The 17,825-nt window shown below is 59.0% G+C and carries 13 protein-coding genes; 10 read left to right on the top strand and 3 right to left on the bottom strand.

Annotated elements, in window-relative coordinates:
* The first annotated feature begins 34 nt into the window (after nucleotides 1–34).
* From groL to F759_RS0123330, 3 genes are all read left to right on the top strand, one after another.
* On the top strand, nucleotides 35–1,675 hold the full coding sequence (gene groL / locus F759_RS0123345; protein WP_027801988.1) for a chaperonin GroEL: 1,641 nt from the start codon (nucleotides 35–37) through the stop codon (nucleotides 1,673–1,675).
* Between the two features lie 1,441 nt (nucleotides 1,676–3,116).
* Nucleotides 3,117–4,682: a hypothetical protein gene (locus tag F759_RS0123340; protein ID WP_027801987.1), complete on the top strand. Its 1,566-nt coding sequence runs from the start codon at nucleotides 3,117–3,119 to the stop codon at nucleotides 4,680–4,682.
* Between the two features lie 406 nt (nucleotides 4,683–5,088).
* Complete coding sequence (locus F759_RS0123330; protein ID WP_027801985.1) at nucleotides 5,089–6,036, top strand: FkbM family methyltransferase; 948 nt, start codon at nucleotides 5,089–5,091, stop codon at nucleotides 6,034–6,036.
* 535 nt (nucleotides 6,037–6,571) lie between these two features.
* On the opposite strand, the gene F759_RS0123325 is transcribed toward F759_RS0123330, so the two are convergent.
* Nucleotides 6,572–7,993: a UbiA family prenyltransferase gene (locus F759_RS0123325; RefSeq protein ID WP_027801984.1), complete on the bottom strand. Its 1,422-nt coding sequence runs from the start codon at nucleotides 7,991–7,993 to the stop codon at nucleotides 6,572–6,574.
* Between the two features lie 689 nt (nucleotides 7,994–8,682).
* Between F759_RS0123325 and F759_RS0123315 the strand changes: the two genes are divergently transcribed.
* Nucleotides 8,683–10,293 (top strand): hypothetical protein, encoded by a 1,611-nt coding sequence (locus F759_RS0123315; RefSeq protein WP_027801983.1) that lies wholly within the window; start codon nucleotides 8,683–8,685, stop codon nucleotides 10,291–10,293.
* Nucleotides 10,294–10,377: 84 nt separating this feature from the next.
* On the top strand, nucleotides 10,378–11,880 hold the full coding sequence (locus F759_RS38385) for a hypothetical protein (RefSeq protein ID WP_152530696.1): 1,503 nt from the start codon (nucleotides 10,378–10,380) through the stop codon (nucleotides 11,878–11,880).
* A 58-nt stretch (nucleotides 11,881–11,938) separates the two neighbouring features.
* Here F759_RS38385 and cysC read toward each other — a convergent pair whose 3' ends face one another.
* Nucleotides 11,939–12,553, bottom strand: coding sequence for an adenylyl-sulfate kinase (gene cysC, locus F759_RS0123305; RefSeq protein ID WP_027801982.1), 615 nt, complete (start codon nucleotides 12,551–12,553; stop codon nucleotides 11,939–11,941).
* 503 nt (nucleotides 12,554–13,056) lie between these two features.
* Nucleotides 13,057–13,917, bottom strand: coding sequence for a hydroxymethylpyrimidine/phosphomethylpyrimidine kinase (locus tag F759_RS0123300; RefSeq protein WP_027801981.1), 861 nt, complete (start codon nucleotides 13,915–13,917; stop codon nucleotides 13,057–13,059).
* Between the two features lie 275 nt (nucleotides 13,918–14,192).
* Between F759_RS0123300 and F759_RS0123295 the strand changes: the two genes are divergently transcribed.
* The 5 genes from F759_RS0123295 to pyrR all read left to right on the top strand — a co-directional run bounded on the left by F759_RS0123295 (nucleotide 14,193) and on the right by pyrR (nucleotide 17,777).
* On the top strand, nucleotides 14,193–14,363 hold the full coding sequence (locus tag F759_RS0123295) for a rubredoxin (protein WP_006047743.1): 171 nt from the start codon (nucleotides 14,193–14,195) through the stop codon (nucleotides 14,361–14,363).
* 244 nt (nucleotides 14,364–14,607) lie between these two features.
* Complete coding sequence (locus F759_RS0123290; protein WP_027801980.1) at nucleotides 14,608–16,017, top strand: hypothetical protein; 1,410 nt, start codon at nucleotides 14,608–14,610, stop codon at nucleotides 16,015–16,017.
* 204 nt (nucleotides 16,018–16,221) lie between these two features.
* Nucleotides 16,222–16,800: a YqgE/AlgH family protein gene (locus F759_RS0123285; protein ID WP_020069822.1), complete on the top strand. Its 579-nt coding sequence runs from the start codon at nucleotides 16,222–16,224 to the stop codon at nucleotides 16,798–16,800.
* 10 nt (nucleotides 16,801–16,810) lie between these two features.
* On the top strand, nucleotides 16,811–17,251 hold the full coding sequence (ruvX, locus tag F759_RS0123280) for a Holliday junction resolvase RuvX (protein ID WP_027801979.1): 441 nt from the start codon (nucleotides 16,811–16,813) through the stop codon (nucleotides 17,249–17,251).
* Nucleotides 17,238–17,777: a bifunctional pyr operon transcriptional regulator/uracil phosphoribosyltransferase PyrR gene (gene pyrR, locus F759_RS0123275; protein WP_027801978.1), complete on the top strand. Its 540-nt coding sequence runs from the start codon at nucleotides 17,238–17,240 to the stop codon at nucleotides 17,775–17,777. The genes ruvX and pyrR overlap by 14 nt, the downstream gene beginning before the upstream one ends.
* Nucleotides 17,778–17,825 lie beyond the last annotated feature (48 nt).

Genomic DNA, 17,825 nt, shown 5'->3' with positions numbered 1-17,825 from the left:
CCGGTTATATCCAAAGAATTCAAGGAGTTAGAAGATGGCAGCTAAAGACGTCGTATTCGGTGATTCCGCCCGTGCCAAGATGGTTGAAGGCGTGAACATCCTCGCGAACGCTGTGAAGGTCACGCTGGGTCCGAAAGGCCGCAACGTTGTCCTGGAACGCAGCTTCGGCGGCCCGACGGTCACCAAGGACGGTGTGTCGGTCGCAAAAGAGATCGAACTGAAAGACAAGCTCCAGAACATGGGCGCGCAAATGGTCAAGGAAGTGGCTTCCAAGACCAGCGACAACGCAGGTGACGGCACCACGACCGCGACGGTTCTGGCTCAGTCGATCGTCCGCGAAGGCATGAAGTACGTTGCTTCGGGCATGAACCCGATGGACCTGAAGCGCGGTATCGACAAGGCAGTGACGGCCGCTATCGAAGAGCTGCGCAAGATCAGCAAGCCGTGCACGACCAACAAGGAAATCGCACAGGTCGGCGCGATTTCGGCAAACAGCGACTCGTCGATCGGCGATCGTATCGCTGAAGCAATGGACAAGGTCGGCAAGGAAGGCGTCATCACCGTCGAAGACGGCAAGTCGCTGCAAGACGAGCTGGACGTTGTCGAAGGTATGCAATTCGACCGCGGCTACCTGTCGCCGTATTTCATCAACAATCCGGACAAGCAAGTTGCCGTGCTCGAAAACCCGTTCGTGCTGCTGCACGACAAGAAGGTTTCGAACATCCGCGATCTGCTGCCGGTACTGGAACAAGTCGCCAAGGCTGGCCGTCCGCTGCTGATCATCGCAGAAGACGTCGAAGGCGAAGCACTGGCAACGCTGGTGGTGAACAACATCCGCGGCATTCTGAAGACGGTTGCCGTGAAGGCTCCGGGCTTCGGCGATCGCCGTAAGGCCATGCTGGAAGACATCGCGATCCTGACCGGCGGCCAGGTCATCGCTGAAGAAACCGGTCTGACGCTCGAAAAGGCAACGCTGGCAGAACTGGGCCAGGCGAAGCGCATCGAAGTGGGCAAGGAAAACACGACGATCATCGACGGCGCTGGCGAAGCTGCAAACATCGAAGCGCGTGTGAAGCAAGTGCGCACGCAAATCGAAGAAGCTACGTCGGACTACGACCGTGAAAAGCTGCAAGAGCGCGTTGCCAAGCTGGCAGGCGGTGTTGCAGTGATCAAGGTCGGTGCTGCAACCGAAGTCGAAATGAAGGAAAAGAAGGCACGTGTCGAAGACGCACTGCACGCAACGCGCGCAGCTGTGGAAGAAGGCATCGTTGCTGGCGGCGGCGTTGCGCTGATCCGCGCACGTACGGCGATCGCCGGCTTGAAGGGCGCTAACGCCGATCAGGACGCAGGCATCAAGATCGTTCTGCGCGCAATGGAAGAGCCGCTGCGTCAGATCGTCACGAACGGTGGCGAAGAAGCCAGCGTCGTCGTGGCGGCAGTTGCTGCTGGCCAGGGCAACTACGGCTACAACGCAGCAACGGGCGAGTACGTCGACCTGGTTGACGCAGGTGTCGTGGACCCGACCAAGGTCACGCGTACGGCACTGCAAAACGCAGCATCGGTAGCAGGTCTCCTGCTGACGACCGACGCGGCTGTTTGCGAACTGCCGAAGGAAGACGCACCGATGCCTGGCGGCATGCCAGGCGGCATGGGCGGCATGGGCATGGACATGTAAATTGTGTCCGCTTCCCGGTCGGGCCTCTTGCAGAGGTTCGATTGGGGCCCGTGGAAAAGCGTGCCGAGACGTGCGCTTGCCAAAGAAAAGACCCGCAGAGATGCGGGTTTTTTCTTTGGCTTCGCGGGTTTCTGCGAGCGGGAAAGGAGCATTTGATCTTTAAGCTCGCTGACCGTGCCAGCAGCGCCAGACAGTGTTCGCGCAGGTACGCGGGCACCTCCAGCCACGCCTTCCTCTGGCGCTACTGTGGGCGCGGTGTCGATCACCCGGTTCGGAGGGCGTCCGGCGCTTCCTTGGGGCGCTTAAATGCCGGCGTACGACGCTATCTTGCCAGCGGTCGCGCTGGCGACTAGTCCGAACCGTCAGGGACGCTGATGCCGATGGGGACGCGCGTGCGATTTGCCGCGCTGGCCACGGTGTCGTCAGCAGCTTGCGGTTCAGCCACGAGTGGGTTACGCCGTCGCGTGAACGCAGCGCGGTCCCGCCACGGCGTCGCCGTTCCGGTTCGCGTGCGAAGTCACGTGGAACTCGACGCCGGTTCGTCGCAGTGGCGGACGGCGTTCAGTGGAACAGTACCTTGCTGCGACAGCGGTACTTAACAGAGCCGTCGGAATGGCAAATGCGCTAACCGATGCCTGCGTCAAATGACGCACAGCCGCCAGAACTTACATGCGATGTTCCGCGCATAGACAACTGATAATCCTATTCGGAGTTTTCGACAAAATAATCGGCTTGGCTGACGTTATAATGTCGCCATTTCGCGAATACGACTGCTAGCCAAAGGCGACTGAGTCGAGTAAGGAATAATTGCCGTCCCACAATGTTTCCAAATGTAATTTGATTTCCATTTCGACTTTATTTCGATTAGGTGGCCGACGTTAGGCGACTCGGTAAAGAATGCGGATAAATGAAGGGTCGGGAACAATTAAATAAAATAACTACTCTCCGCTAATCGTCTTCAGAAAATACCATTTTTGCGAAGTAAGGAAAGTATGGGAAAGGTTCGTGCTTTCTCGGCCAAATCGACCTACTTTTGCTGCGCTTTCGCGCTGGATCGGGTAGCATTTACCCCGCCTGCAACGAATCTTTGCACAAATTACCGAAGCTGTTGATATGGCTTGCGGTAAACCCTGCCTCAATCGTGGCACGCAAGTTCGAGCAATCATCGGAAGATATCCATTTCGTGTGCTGAATGTGCGCGCAAGCGAGCGCGGCGTCAGTGATGAATGGCTTCCTGCCAAAGAACGTCCGTATTAATCAAAGTTATTCCGGTTGCCTAAGCGGCGCTGAATATCCAGAAGAAGTAAAACCGATTTACTTGACCATAAGTTGTACTAATTAACGAGCGCCCGGTTTGGTGCGCATTTATTTACCCGAATCTCCATCAATAGATCCTGGGGTTTATTTATCGAGAATCTTCTCGACAGTGGAATTATTTGCCATGCTAAAACGACGTCAATTCATTAGTGGCCTTGCGGCTATCGGCGGAAGCTACTTGCTAAGCGCATGCGGTGGCGGCGGGACGGACGACACCGGCGCCAGCAATGGGCAGGCCGTTACCGATGCCAAAGCACATGCCGCCGCTTCGGCAAGCGGCACGACCATCCCTCCGGCAAGCTCGATCACCGACAGCAACGGCGCTGTCTGGACTATGTCAGGCGGCATGGTGTACAGGAACGGCGCGAAAGCCGGTAATACCTCGAACGTAACGCTCATCATCTATTCCGGGAACACCGTCTACTGCTCAGGCACCGGCGGTCAGTTCTACTCGTGGAATGGTTCGGGGTGGGTAGCTTGCCTCGACCCGCGTATGGGCGGCACGTCGGCCGAAGGTACGACACTGCCCGGTGCACCCTACATTATCGACAGAGATAACGCAGTGTGGACGCTGGTGAATGGCGTGGTCTACTGCAACGGTGCGACCGTAGGCAACACCTACAACGTGTCCCTGGTCCTCTGGTACGGCGGCAAAATCTGGCTTTGCGGCACGGGCGGCCAATTCTACGTCAACGTGGACGTCCGGAACCTGAAGGCGCAATGGCTCCCCTCGTCCGACCCGCGCATCGCTGCGGCGGCTACCGCGGGCATGTTCTACGGTGTCAACGGGCATTTTGACTACACCTATACGCCAACGCAGCTCGTATCGCTGCTGAGGGGTATGGGCTGTAGCACGTATCGCGTTGGTTGCACGGCCGATCAGAATCAGATCAACGCCGTGGTCAAGATCGCCCAGGCTTTCCAAAGTGCCGGCCTCAAGCTACTCGTCCTGATCGAACAGGGCGTCACCGATGCGAGCGGCCAGCTGTACCCCAACGAGGTCGCGGCCTACCTGGACAACATGGCGGGTGCGAAGACGATCGCCGCAGCGATGGCGCCGTATGGCGTGACGATGTACGAATGCGGCAACGAATTGACGCGCCAGAACGCCACCGTAGTGGACTTCTCGTATGCCGGTGCGTTGGCCGTGGACTTCAACAACACCAACTGGCCGATCATGCGCGGTGCAATGCGCGGCATGATGGACGGCGTGAAGTCGGTCCAGCCATCGGCCAAATGCGGTATCAACTTCTGCGTGGCGGACATCGGCGCGGCCGACGCGCTCTGGGAAGGCATGCAACCGGACGGCACCAGCGGCCATCAGCCGTTGCGCTGGGACATTACGACCTGGCACAACTACGCGGCCTACGGCGACATCTTCGCCATTGGCAGCGACGGTAAGGGTCCGGCGTTCGACCTGCCAACGTATTGTAAGGCTCGCTATGGCGTACCGTTCATGATCACCGAATGGAACACGGGTCCGCAAGAGACCGAAAGCTTCCGTGCGACCTACATTACGTCGCAACTGACCGAATTCTATGCGGCGCGCAAGACGCACAACATCCAGTCGGTAATGTATTACGTCCTCGACAGTGGCGACAATACTTACGGCATTATGAACAACGGTTCGCCGATCAGTCAGCCGTACAGTGCGTTCACTGCTTTCACGTCGGCTCACCCTGACAATTAAGCGCAAGTCAATAGCCGTTTAAACGCTGCTAGAAGCAATTGCAAAACGAACCGGGCGTCTTCGGCAACGAAGACGCCCGGTTTGCGTTCGTGCCTCCGAAAGCCATGCAGAGCTCGCAGATCGCATTGTTGCAAGCTTTGCAGGCGAACCGCGTCGCGAGAAGCGCATCGGTTACTCAACGTTTTGCGACTATACCGCCCGACTTTGCGCCGCAACTGCCTGGCCCAACAGACTTGCACATAACATTTGCTTAAATCAGCCTACTAGCGGATCGCGCGTGAGGGGGCTGTCCGGACACCGTTCGCGCGACGGCGGCTAAAGGCGAAGGTGTGCAGTACAAGGTGTGCAGTACATACAGTTTGCAGGGGGCAACCCAGACGCCCACCCTCTATGTTTGGAGACACAGATGGATATCGATTCGCAAACCGTGCCTGCTTCCCAACCCAGCCTTTCGAAAAGAGTTCTGGCGAGGCACGTTAGCGCAAGGACGTTCAGCTACGTAATCGACCGGTTATCGTTTCACAGACTTAATGGGCTTGCGGAGAAGCATCTGCGCGCACGAGGTCACAAGATGGCCGTATTCGCGAATGAACATATCGGCGGGTTTATCCATGTTTTCGGTGTCTACGAGCAGGAAGAACTCGACGTGCTGTTCAGCTTCCTTGAGCCTTTGCGTGACGTTTTCCGCGCGGGCATCGGGTTAGACATCGGTGCCAATATTGGCAACCATAGCCTGTACTTCTCAAGAATATTCGACGAGGTTCATTGCTTTGAGCCCGACCCGTCGACCTTCTATCTGCTCCAGTTCAATGTGGGTTTCCGCAAGAAGATCAAAGCATTCAACATTGGCCTAGGAGATGAAAAAGGAACCTTCAAGTTGGCAGAGGTACCCGACAACATGGGCGAATCGGTCATCGTTACTGACCAGTTCGAGGCTGATGCCGACGCGAACTACATCGATGTGCAGGTCGACAAGCTTGATAATCTCGACTATCGCGAGAAAGGGCCTTGCTTCATAAAGATGGACGTCGAGGGGTTCGAGCCCAAGGTGCTGCACGGTGCCTTACGCACGATAACGAAGCACTGGCCACTGATCGTACTGGAGCAGCATGAAAGTGACTTCAAAGACGGAGATTCAGAATCGATTTCTACCCTGAGGGACCTGGGATACAAATTTTGTTGGCATCAAAGCGGAACAGGGTCACGAAATACATTTGTCCGGCGCATTTTCAACTTCACGGAAATGTTCTCTGGACGTACGCATAAAGTGGTGACCGCCGAGTTCGTTCCACCAGGAAATTATTCGATGCTTATAGCAGTACCTCCACGCTTTCAGGGTGCTCTTCGCGTGTGACGACGATGCTGCCCTGAAAGCATCGACTGCCGTCGTCCTACATCGACTCTGCCGGATCCCGACGAGGACACCAACACCTCGTCGTGAGCGGACTATCGACTGCTTCGCTCACCGTTGCCGCAAAATAGTCTTTTGGCTGCGGCACCGTATTGTTATCGGTGCACGCCATCACTTCATCCAATGTCGCACGAGCACGACGGATAGATTTATCCGCCAGTCGACCATCTCAAGCTTATTCTGATCTCTATTGGCGTCATGCTAAATGCAATGGCGCAACTTTGGTTGAAAGCAGGAGCGAACGCGCTTGGAGCACTCAGGTTCAGTGTTCGCACAGCATTCGCAACGCTTCTCAGAGTGGGGTTCGAGCCTCACATCATGGCAGGGCTCGCTTGTTATGTGCTCTGAGCCTCGCAATCTGGATTGCGGCGCTGTCAAGGTCCCAGTGAGCGTGGCGTCTCCGATGCTCTCCTTCGGCTACGTGGTCAATGCGATAGCCGCCTGCGGCGGTCCGCTCCCTTGCTTGCTGCGTCCAGCTTCAAGTCGCGGCGACCACACTCAGGACGCACAGCACGATAATCAGCAGGCTCCAACGGTTTTTGATTGCGAAGACGATCGGGTCGTCATTCATCTGCCCGCGGAACGCGATCATCCAGACGCGGCTGATCCAATACAGGAGCAGGCAAAAGAGAACCCACAGCCTGTGAGGATGGTGATACAGCACGGGAACGTTAGTCGAATTCATGTAGAGCGCGAGCACGAGCACTGCGACGTAGCCAGCCGCTGTTCCGAACGAGCGCACGATGCTCATGTCGCCAGCTAGATAGCCTCGTCCTGCTACCGACGTCTTGCCGTCCCGCTGGAGCTTGTCGAGCTCCGTATAGCGCTTGACCATCGCCAGGCTCAGAAAGAACATCACCGAGAACATGATCAACCAGTCGGAAAGCAGAATGTCGCCGGCCGCCCCGCCTGCAACAATGCGCGCGGTATAAAGCGTCGCGAGCACGAACACGTCGATCAGCATCATCCGCTTCAGACGGAAGGAGTAGGCGAGTGTCATCACTACATAGCCCGTCAGCACGAGCTGGAATTTCGGCGACAACATGACCGCAAGGCTTGCAGACAGAAAGAGCAGCAGAAGCATCAAGACGATGCCTGCCTGGAGCGGTAACTCGCCCGAAGCAAACGGCCGGTTGCGCTTTCGGCTATGGCGCCTATCCGCATCGAGATCGAGCATATCGTTCAACAGGTACACCGACGATGCACAAAAGCAGAACGAAAGGAATGCAATTCCCTCGTCGATCAGAATGTCGACTTCGGTGAAACGATGTGATGCAAGCAGCGGCACAAAAATCAGCAGGTTCTTGACCCATTGATAAAGCCGCATTTCCCTGAGCACGAGCCGAAAGAACGGGCGCGATTCCTCAAAGAAAAGAGTCGTTTGATTTACTTTTCTCGCAGCCGCCTCAATGCTCTTGCTCCCCACGACAATCGCCTGTCGGGCCAGCTTCCATACGGGTATATCGGCGCGCGCATTGCCGCAGTAGTCGAAGCCTTGTATGCCGAACGTGGCGGACAATGCCTCCGCCTTGTGCGAGCCGGAAAGATTGCGCGAGTCATCGCTTGCCATTACGCCTTTAAAAAAACCGAAGTGCGAGGCAATTTGTTCTGCATACCGGTGATTACCGGCGGTGCATAGATAGAGATCGCGTCCGCTAGACCGCTCCTGCTTCAGAAAATCGACCAGGCGGGCGTTGTACGGAAGCAAAGATACATCGATCGCGACGCGAGCGGCGATCTGGGCTTTCAAATACCCCTTGCCGCGTAATAGCCATGCTATGCAAAGGAACGCGTAGAGGGGGTTCTGTTTGATCAGTACAAGGAACGATTCGATCAAAACATCACTATGGGTCAACGTGCCGTCCAGATCGACACAAAGCGGGACAGTTGCACCGGTCATCAGTAGCCTCGACGAGTTGCAGATGTGACTTCACGCATGCAGCGGCGCGTCCTCGGTCGCTACGTTGCAGGTAGCCTGACGCACGACGTCGAGGTCAGCGCCGCGGCGCGTCATCTTTAACCTACCACACGTTTTTTAACGGCGAAGTCTCGCTGGTGTTCCTTGGCGTAGGGAACGGAGGTCGTGGCCGATTTCACCTAAGGTGCGAGGCGGAAGCTAACTTATGGCCGAACAATATCGATGTGTCTCGCCGGTTACCTGATTTTGGCCTCTTATGATTTCGCGTCGACGTCCGACACAAAACCGCGCTACCATGCATCCACGATGTCGTCGCAAGCGACGCGAAATGCGGGAAAAATGTCCGTCCCCGCGCTACGTATCCGAGGAGAATCGCGAGGACGCACGCAGCGGCTTGAGGGCGAGGTGAAACCAACCCGGCTTGTGCTCAAGCGCGCAGTTCGTCAATAATTCGCATAGCTATATCTCGAGTGTTCCTCTGTCTGACGGCATCAAAAGACAAGGTCTGCTGATCGTCGAGGAACTCGAACCCCAGTCCCGATCAAAGCAGTAGAAGCGCATCTTGCAGTATCGTCCCCGCACCTAGTTGTCATTCAATGCATCGGCGTCCCACAGGACAGCCTCGGTTGGCGAGAGTACGCATGCCCCTTCACCGGTAAAAAAGGCCATTCATGTTGACATCGATGAGAAGTTTCTTTGAAAGAATTCGTTGGCCCGAATTCTGCGACCACGTCGTTGTATTCGTGTTTGCTTCGTCTCTCTATGCTGCTGTGCTGTACAACACCGGCATTCATACGTCATTCATGCAAGTGCTGGTCGGGCTGGCCATTCTGCTGGCAATCGGCATCTACGGATATAAGTCGCGTGCCGAATGGCGCACGGCGATCCTCGCGATCGTGTTTATAGCCGTCGTGTTATTTGCTTGCGGATTCTTGCGTGAGTTCAGTTACGACGGCCTGAATTACCATAGCGCTGTGGCGCTCGCGCTAGATGCGCAAACCAGCGGCATAAGCGGTGTGCATGAGATTCGCGGTATGTTCTGGGCGGAGCACTATCCGAAGGCGTTTGAATTTTTCGCATATACCGCTCACGTCCTGACCACGCGCTTCAACAGCGGTAAGTCTTTCACTTTGTTGCTTAGCGTACCTGCGTTGGTTTGCTTAATGCAGGTGTTCCGATGCGCCAGATACTCGAGTAAGACAGCGTTAGCCGCGGCGGTCGCGTGCGTCTATAATCCGGTCGCGTTCGGTCAGCTGACAACGCTATACGTCGATGCGGCGCATTATTACTGCTGGACTGTCTTCTCAGTCAATCTCCTTCTGGCCGTTGCGAAGAGGCCGTACTCCGCGGTCCAGTTAGGTGGCGCACTTGTACTTCTCATTGCTTCCAAGATGACTGGGCCGGTGTTCGTTGCCGTTTCCATACTGGTGATTTTTGTTGCGGCACTTGTGACGCAAGACAGGAATGACTTTCTAAAAAGACATTGGAAAGTATTCGGGCACATTGCTCTCTGGTCGGTTGTCGCTGTTTTTGTCGTCGGCTATTCGCCATACATGCAGAATGTCCTTGCCGGCAAGCACATCTTCTATCCGATCCTCGGGGAGGGGAAGATAGATATCATAACCGGCCAGGCGTCGCCGCGTTTTCTGGGCATGAATCCGTTGCACCGGCTCGTTCTGTCCTATTTTTCCGTGCCCGCTAATTGCAGTGCTTGCGTAGCAGCCGAGCCGACCTTCGTGCTGTCGAAGGAACATCTGCGCGACGCCTTCATCGCACTCCATACGGCCGATACGCGCTTCTCCGGATTCGGTCCGTTCTTCGGCGTGATGCTGATACTTGGCGTGATCGCAGTGTTCGGAAGAAAGAAGGACACGAACATTGTGAGGATCTATTTGCTGACGACGCTGGCAATCGTTCTGGTGCATCCTCAGTCGTGGTGGGCACGGTACGTTCCCATGTTGTATACGGTTCCTTTTCTGGCGGCCGCCGCTTTTTCCAATAGCCGCCGAATCTTGCACGGGATAATCGCGCTGGCGTTGCTTAACTCGTTGTTGGCGGCGGCAAGTGTGGCGGGCTACATCATAGTGAAACAGAGTCACTATGGAAACGCCGTGGCCTCGGTTCGCGACCTATGCGCGCAACGGCCACTTACTTTGCCTCCTTCCGAACTGAACTGGCAGTTCGATCTGAGAGACGACAATTTCCAGATGACGACAAACGGCGCGGCTGCGCAGTCTGAATGCCGTGTAAATTTCGACCAGTTGATGATCTTGAAGAAGTAGAGGTTCGGCCGGTCACAGGCACCGCAGTGCCCGGATGGTGGGCGCGCTTCGGTTGCCGTCAACTCCCTGAACGAGGTTGCATCGATGGAAAGGAAGCAGTTTATGAATTGGGTTCGGCGTGGATGCACCAATTTCGCCTTGATCACCCTCGTTGGTTTCTTTGGATTCGTGCCGCTTAGCCTCGCGGCGACCGGCGAGTCGCAGGCCGTCGCAGCACAGAAAACGGCAGCCGCGTCTGACGGTGCGCCTGCCCCGGCAGCGGTGGCGGCGACGACGCATGGAGCGACTCGGACTTCGTCGAATGGACGTCGGATTACGGACCTGATCGGATCGAATGGCTGGCCGTCGTCGGAGCAGGACGTCATCGTCTGGAAGTACATGGGGCTGCGCTGGGGCCGCGATTCAGCGTGGCCCGAAGCGAAATCGCCGTACAGTCCTTTGGACGTCACAAAGTCAGGCCCCGGCAATGCGGACTTGCCGTCGACAATTCTTCGCAACAACCGGAATGGGATCCGGTCGTTAATCTATCTGGGATACACGCCCACCTGGAATGCGCGAGTGCCGGGCGATTCATTGTCTGCGCCGCGAGATGTCTCCTATTGGGAGAAATATGTGGAGGCCGTTGTAAAGAAGTACTCGGCACCTCCGTATAACGTGAAGTATTTCCAGATCTGGAACGAAGCCTGCGGTGAAATGGCAAACGGATCGCGGCAAGCCTCTTTTTGGCACGGACCGGGATATCGCGACGATCCCGCCGACTCAAAACCTTACGCGAATGCGATGCAGGACTATGTGAACCTGATCCATATTCCCGCTGCCCGAATTATTCGCAAATATCACGCGTATGTGGTCTACGGAGGATGGCCCGATCAGGGCGGTCTCGACAATTACTTTAAATGGTTGGAGTATTACAGTCCCGAACAGCATGCGAGAATGATCGACTGGGTGGACTACCTGGACATTCACTATCTTGGCGTCGAAGATCTTGAAACGCTCTATCGGCGCTATGGTGCCTCGGGCAAAATACGCGGTATTTGGCAAACCGAAATTGGAAACGACTACCTGCACAATCAGAATTATCTCCCCCAGTATTACTTTGACCTCGCTGTGTGGGCGCTGAAACGGAACTGGGACGACCCGAATAAGTACGTAACGATGGTCTACCACTGGGACGGACAGCTAACCAATCGTGGTGAACCTAGGACCTACACTCCATCCGGTCGTGCTTTGATCACACTGACGAAGAACGTTTCCGGGGCGCTCTCGTCGTTTAACCACCCAGTAACATACAGTCAAGGGTTGTCGGGCAAAGCGCTTTATTCGGACAACAAAATTGTGTTCCAGATAGTCGGTAAGAAGGGGCGAGGATCGATCGAAGTAAAGGATCTTCCCGCTCCGCCTACGCGCCGGTTCAAGGCCATCTACATCGACGCGGTCGAGGGAACAATGGTTCGCGACGCGGATATCGTGTCGTCATGGAAAGGTAATACCCTTTCCCTGCAATTCAATGTGCCGGCCCCGAAAAAGGACCTGGACGGCAAGCCGCGCGACTATCTGGGGTACGTGTTAGTCACGCCGTTGCCTTGAAGGTGGAGCGGAGTGAAGCGGCTAGGCCTATCGCCTCAATGACCCAGCGGTCCCGGGTTTATGCGGGCAGAGCCAAGCAGTTCTCGCGCAGGTACGCGAGGACGCCCGCCACGCTTTCGTCGGGTGTCAATGCGGCGGTGTCGATCACGAGTTCGGGATTGAGCGGGGCTTCGTAGGGCGCTGAAATGCCGGTGAACGATGCAATCTCGCCCGCCAGCGCCTTTGCATAAAGTCCTTTCGGATCGCGGCGCGCGCAAGTTGCGACGGATGCGGACAGGTACGTTTCGACAAAATTGCCGGCGCCGATGATCTCACGCGCCATCGCGCGATCGGCCTGCATTGGCGAGATGAGCGCTGTGATGACAATCAGGCCGGCGTCGTTCATCAACTGGGCCACATGCGCGACGCGGCGAATGTTTTCGTGGCGGTCCTGCTGGTTAAAGCCAAGGTCGCGGCCCAGGCCGTGGCGAACGTTGTCGCCGTCAAGCACGTAGCAGGCCTGGCCCTGCGACACGAGTTGCCGTTCCAGTTCGAACGCGATGGTCGACTTGCCCGCCCCGGACAGGCCTGTGAGCCAGATCGTGACCGGCTTCTGGCGCAGAATCCGCATCCTGTCCGCAAGCGTGATCATGCCGTGAAAGCGTTGCACCGGGCCGCAGGTTTCTTTCTTCATGGTCATTCCGTAAAACGTAAACGCATTGCCAACCCTGCCGCCGCCCGCCCACGTTTGGTGGGCGCTCGGTGCAGTCGACGATAGCGGGTCATCTTTTCCGATTCGAGCGCCCTGTCAAACACGCTGTCGGTAATTGCCTTCTCTATCCCATTCCCGACAAAAGATTATCCTCGTCTTTGCTTACGTCGGAGCGCAGGATGGCCGGCGACTGTCGCTCATCCGCAGCGGACGAGAAAAACGTTTGCGCCGGAGTACGAAGATTCGGACTTTTCATTGTGTAACGCACGTCGAACTGTAGATGCGGGCATCGGCCTGCGTCGCCGGGGCAGGCAATGGATAAAAGCATAGAGAAGTGCCGTGGCCATAGCAAACCGCGTGGTCCGCTCGTCTTGCTCAAATCCATGCTCCGAGCGTGGCGCATCACCCTGAGCAAGGCGGCCGCTTCAAGTGATGCCCCCGCGACACGCCCGATCGCCCGATACGCTGTAAGGATGGCGGAGGCCTCAGTGCCTCGCTTCCCCCGGTGCCGCATCTTTGCCCGCGGTCGGCGGCGTGTCCTCGTCGCTGCTGCGAGCCCAGAAAAAGCGATCCGGCATATATGCACCCATGCCTGGGCGGAAGGCGGCGCGCATCGCCTGGTACAGGTACTCCTGCGCCTCGCGGACCGCCTCTGCCGGTTCCTGGCCGTTGGCGAGGAGCGCCGCGATAGCGGAACCCAGTGTGTCGGTGAGGCCCATGATCCGGTGGCTGCCGCGGTCCCACATGTCCTGGCGCAACTGACCGTCTTCGCTGAAAAGCGTATTGACGAGCCGGTGCGTGCCGGTTTCGGTCGACAGAATGTATTCGCAGCCCTGCGACAGCAGATGCGAGATCGCCGCGTCGAGGCTCGGCGCTTCTGCGTCGCCGTCGGGTTGGGCGAGGGCGAGCAGCGTGGCGGAATCGGCGACCAGCAAAGTGGTCTGCGGCGCAAGCAGATCGGCGATGGCTTCGCGCAATTCGTCGGCGGCGAGCACGTGTTCGTCGTCGAGCGTGAAGTCGGGGGCAAGGATCAGCGGAATGTCGTCGTAGTCGGCTACGACTTCGGCGATTGCGCTCACCACCTCGGCTCGCGTGCAGGCGCCGACCTTGAAGGCTGCAATCGGCATGTCCTCGAGCAGCATGCGCGCCTGGGTCGCCACGACTTCTGGATCGAGTCCGTTGACCTCGTCGCAGCTCGCCGAGTCGCGCACGGTATAGCCGGTGAGCACAGAGACGCCATGACAGCCCATGCTGGCGAGGGTCATCAGGTCGGCTTGCAAGCCGGAGCCGCCGGTAGGATCGGAAAGGCCGAAGGTGAGGACGATCGGAGGCGTGTCGCTGGGCATGAAAATATACGAAGGAGCAGAATTTTTGGCGCAGTGAGTGCGCAATCGGCTCAATTATGCGTCCTAAACCGGCGCGGGGGCGTTTTTTCGCATTGAGGCCGGCGCCGTGCGGGCAACCTGTGGCGCGACGCCGCACGCAGCGCCGCTTTGCGCACTCCGCATTGCCGGGGGCCGTTGCGCAGGCGGACTCGGCGTTTGCGATTGCTAGGCATTGGGGCGGCAACACGGTACCATCATGGCTTCCGTTTCCACGGATTTCACGACGCGACACAAGAATGGAATATCAAAGCTGGATGTGCCTGATTTGCGGCTGGATTTACGACGAAGAAGCCGGTTTGCCGGACGAAGGCATTGCGCCGGGCACTCGTTGGGAAGACGTTCCCATCAACTGGACATGCCCCGAGTGCGGTGCGCGCAAGGAAGACTTCGAGATGGTCCAGATCTGAAGTCCGACAGCGCACGGCGGTGCTCCGCCGAGGTGTGGCATTGCGCCGGAACGTCCTTCTGCGGGCCGTGTCGCAATCACAGGTTGACGTTGCATGGTCTGTCATGGCGCATTGGTCGTTCTGCTTCCGTCGCTGCGCAGGTGCCATTGCGCATTTGTCATTGTTCAGTCGCCGGTTCGCGCGTTAGGCGCTCAGTCTGCGTGCGGCGCCAAACGGCGGCCCGCCGGCTTTCCGTCGCCAACTCATGACTCTTCAATCCGCAGCCCCCGTTTCCTTCGACGCATTGCCTAATCCGCGCGGCGGCGCGGTTCGCCCGGCGGAACTTGCGCTGGCCGAGGCGCTGCTGGCGTTTGAGCAGCACACCGGTTGCACCACGGCGCTGGTGCGCGCCTCGCACGCATTGCGCAGCGCCGGGTGGCTGAGCGCTACGCGTTTTGCCGACGCGCTCGTGCGCCTTTCGCCGCTGGCCGCGGGAGATCCCGCCGAGGCCGAGAATGTGCGGCCGGCGTTCGGGGCCGCGCTGCGCGACTTCCGTGCGGCGCTCGAGCGTCACAATCTGCGCGAGATGGCCTGTTCACCCACGCTTTTCAGTCATTACCGCGCGCTGTGTGCCGATCCCGGGGAACACACCTCCGCTTCTCCGGTTGCTTTCGAAGACCTCGCGCTGACCGCGCGGCCGGTGCCGCCCGTATCGTTCCATGCGCAGTCGGCCGAGCAGTTGGCTCATCTGCGTGCGCGGTATGAACGCGCGCTGCTGCCGGTGCTGCGCTCCCAGCCCGATACCGGCAGCGTAGCGGCGCGCGCGGCCACGAATGCCGCGCTGGACGAACTCGACGCTGTATTCACCGAGCTCGCCGGTCCGGACCCGTACGACTTCTGGCGTCTTGCGAAGGCTTGCGCCCGCGCGTTGCGAGTCAGTGGACGCGCGGCGGGCGAGCCCGACGCCCGGCGTTTCTACGCGCGTTGCAATCTGGCGCTCGCCGATCACGCGCGCGGCATCGAGCGCGCGCAGCGTTCGCTGGTGCGAGCGACTCTCGCGTTGCTGTGGCGCGATTACGCACTGTTCGGCGCCGCCGCGGAAGACGCCGACCAGGTCGAGGTGCTGCACGACTACGGCTTGACCGTCGACTGGCACGTCGCGGGCACGCAGGCATCCGAAATGCTTTGGGAAGCCGGTGCGGTCGAGGCGCAGTCGGTGAGCGCGCGCACTTCGCTGACACGGGAACTCGGTGTGCTGAGCGTCAACGCCCACGCGTACGAAGATTTTCTGCAGACGGCCGATGCCGCGATCTCTGCGCTCGCCGAACATGCGCGCGCCGCGGATCAGCCTGAAAAGGCCGATCCAAGCGAAGCGCTGCAAGCGGGCGAGGCCGCCTACCGGCTCGGGTCCGCAGCTTGCGCGCTCGGCCTCGGCCATGTCGCGCTGCTAGCCGATGCGCTCGGACTCGCGTGGCGTCGTCGCGCTCATGCAGGCGTGTCGACGCCTGCGGTGCGCGCTCATGTGTTCGTCGACGCACCCGCGGCGAGCGCGCTCGAAGGCGCCGCCGAGGCGTTGCGTGCGACGCTGCACAAGGTGGCGGCGGGCGTGGCGCCCCCGGCCAGCGGCGCGGCACTCGCTGCGCTCACGCGCTCGATCGAGCAGGGCGGCGCGTAACCGGCCTCGGGTGCGCAAGGGCCGCGCGAAGAGCGCGTCACGCAGGCGAGCGCGCCGCTCAAAGCTGCACCGTGGCAAGGCCCGCGTGCGTGATAGAGTGCAACATGATTCGCCGTCGATGGCTCGCGGCACGCTGCCTGACTCGCGTCGCCAATCCACGCTCAAAGCCCGCCATCCTGCACCGTCTTTGCTAAAATCCGAACTATGTCCAAGAGTACCGATCGCATCAATCTGACCAACCAGTTCCTGATCGCCATGCCCAACATGGCCGATCCGACGTTTTCAGGAACGGTGGTCTACCTTTGCGATCACAGTGAGCGCGGCGCGCTCGGCCTCGTGATCAACCGGCCGACCGATATCGACCTGGAAGCGCTCTTCAGTCGCATCGACCTCAAGCTCGAAATCGAGCCTCTCCTTCATGTTCCTGTGTATTTCGGTGGCCCGGTGCAAACCGAGCGTGGCTTCGTGCTGCACGACCCGAAAGACGGCAACACCTATACGTCCTCCATGTCGGTGCCGGGCGGCCTCGAGATGACCACGTCGAAAGACGTGCTCGAGGCGGTCGCGAGCGGCACGGGCCCCGAGCGTTTCCTGCTCACGCTCGGTCACGCCGGCTGGGGCGCGGGTCAACTGGAAGAAGAGATCTCGAAGAACGGCTGGCTGACGGTCGAGGCCGATCCGAAAATCGTGTTCGACGTGCCGGCCGAAGAGCGTCTCGAAGCGGCTCTGGCGCTGCTCGGCATTTCGCTGTCCATGCTGTCGGGCGAGGCCGGGCACGCATGAGGGGCGCCGCATGAGCCTGCCGGCCGGACGTGAGGCGACGCTGCTTGCGTTCGACTACGGTGAAAAGCGCATCGGCGTGGCGGTCGGCAATTCGCTGACGAAGAGCGCGCGGCCGCTCGTCATCGTGCAGAATCGCAGCCGCGAATATCGCTTCGTAGAGGTGGGCAAACTGATCGCCGAATGGAAGCCGGACGCGCTCGTCGTCGGCTTGCCGATGCATCCGGACGGCACGCCGCACGAAATGACGCAACTCGCCAAACGGTTCGGCAATCAATTGAACGGCCGCTTCAATTTGCCCGTCACGTGGGTCGACGAGCGTTATTCGTCGGTTGAGGCAAAGTCGGGTATCCGCGAGGGCAAGGGCCGAGCCGACATGCTCGACGCCGAAGCTGCCAGCATCATCCTTCAGCAATATCTAGACGGACTTTCCGACCATCATGAGTTCCATTGACGCCGAAGCGCTTTATCGCGCGTTGCTCGACCAGATTCGCGCCGCCTATGGCGACGAGTTCGGTGCGGCACAAAACGGTGCCGAGGGCGCCGTGCTCGCCGGCATTTACAGCGGCGGTGCGTGGCTCGCCGAACGGCTCGCGCATGATCTGAAGCTGGCGAGTTTCGGCGTTGTGAATGTCGCACTGCATCGGGACGACTACGCGAAGAAAGGTCTGCACTCGCAGGCGAGCCCGACCTCGCTGCCTTTCTCCGTCGACGGCCGCCGCATCGTGCTGGTCGACGACGTGCTGTACACCGGCCGCACGATCCGCGCAGCGCTCAATGAACTCTACGACTACGGCCGCCCGGCGGCGGTCGAACTGGCGGTGCTCGCCGATCGCGGCGGGCGCGAGTTGCCGGTAGCGGCACGCTTCGTCGGCGGCGTGGTGGATGTGCCCGCGGACGCGACGCTGGTGCTCGCGCGCGAGGAGAGCAGCGCAGGCGAGCCGCGTTTCACCTTTCACACCGAAGCCCGCGCCGATTGAGCGCGGCATCGGGCGCGAGTGCGCACGCACCGCGACTCGCCGCCCGCC

The organism is Paraburkholderia dilworthii, from assembly GCF_000472525.1.
GTDB classification, from domain to species: domain Bacteria; phylum Pseudomonadota; class Gammaproteobacteria; order Burkholderiales; family Burkholderiaceae; genus Paraburkholderia; species Paraburkholderia dilworthii.
The sequence above is the reverse complement of the archived record's forward strand: the minus strand, read 5'-3'. Positions and strand labels throughout refer to the sequence as shown.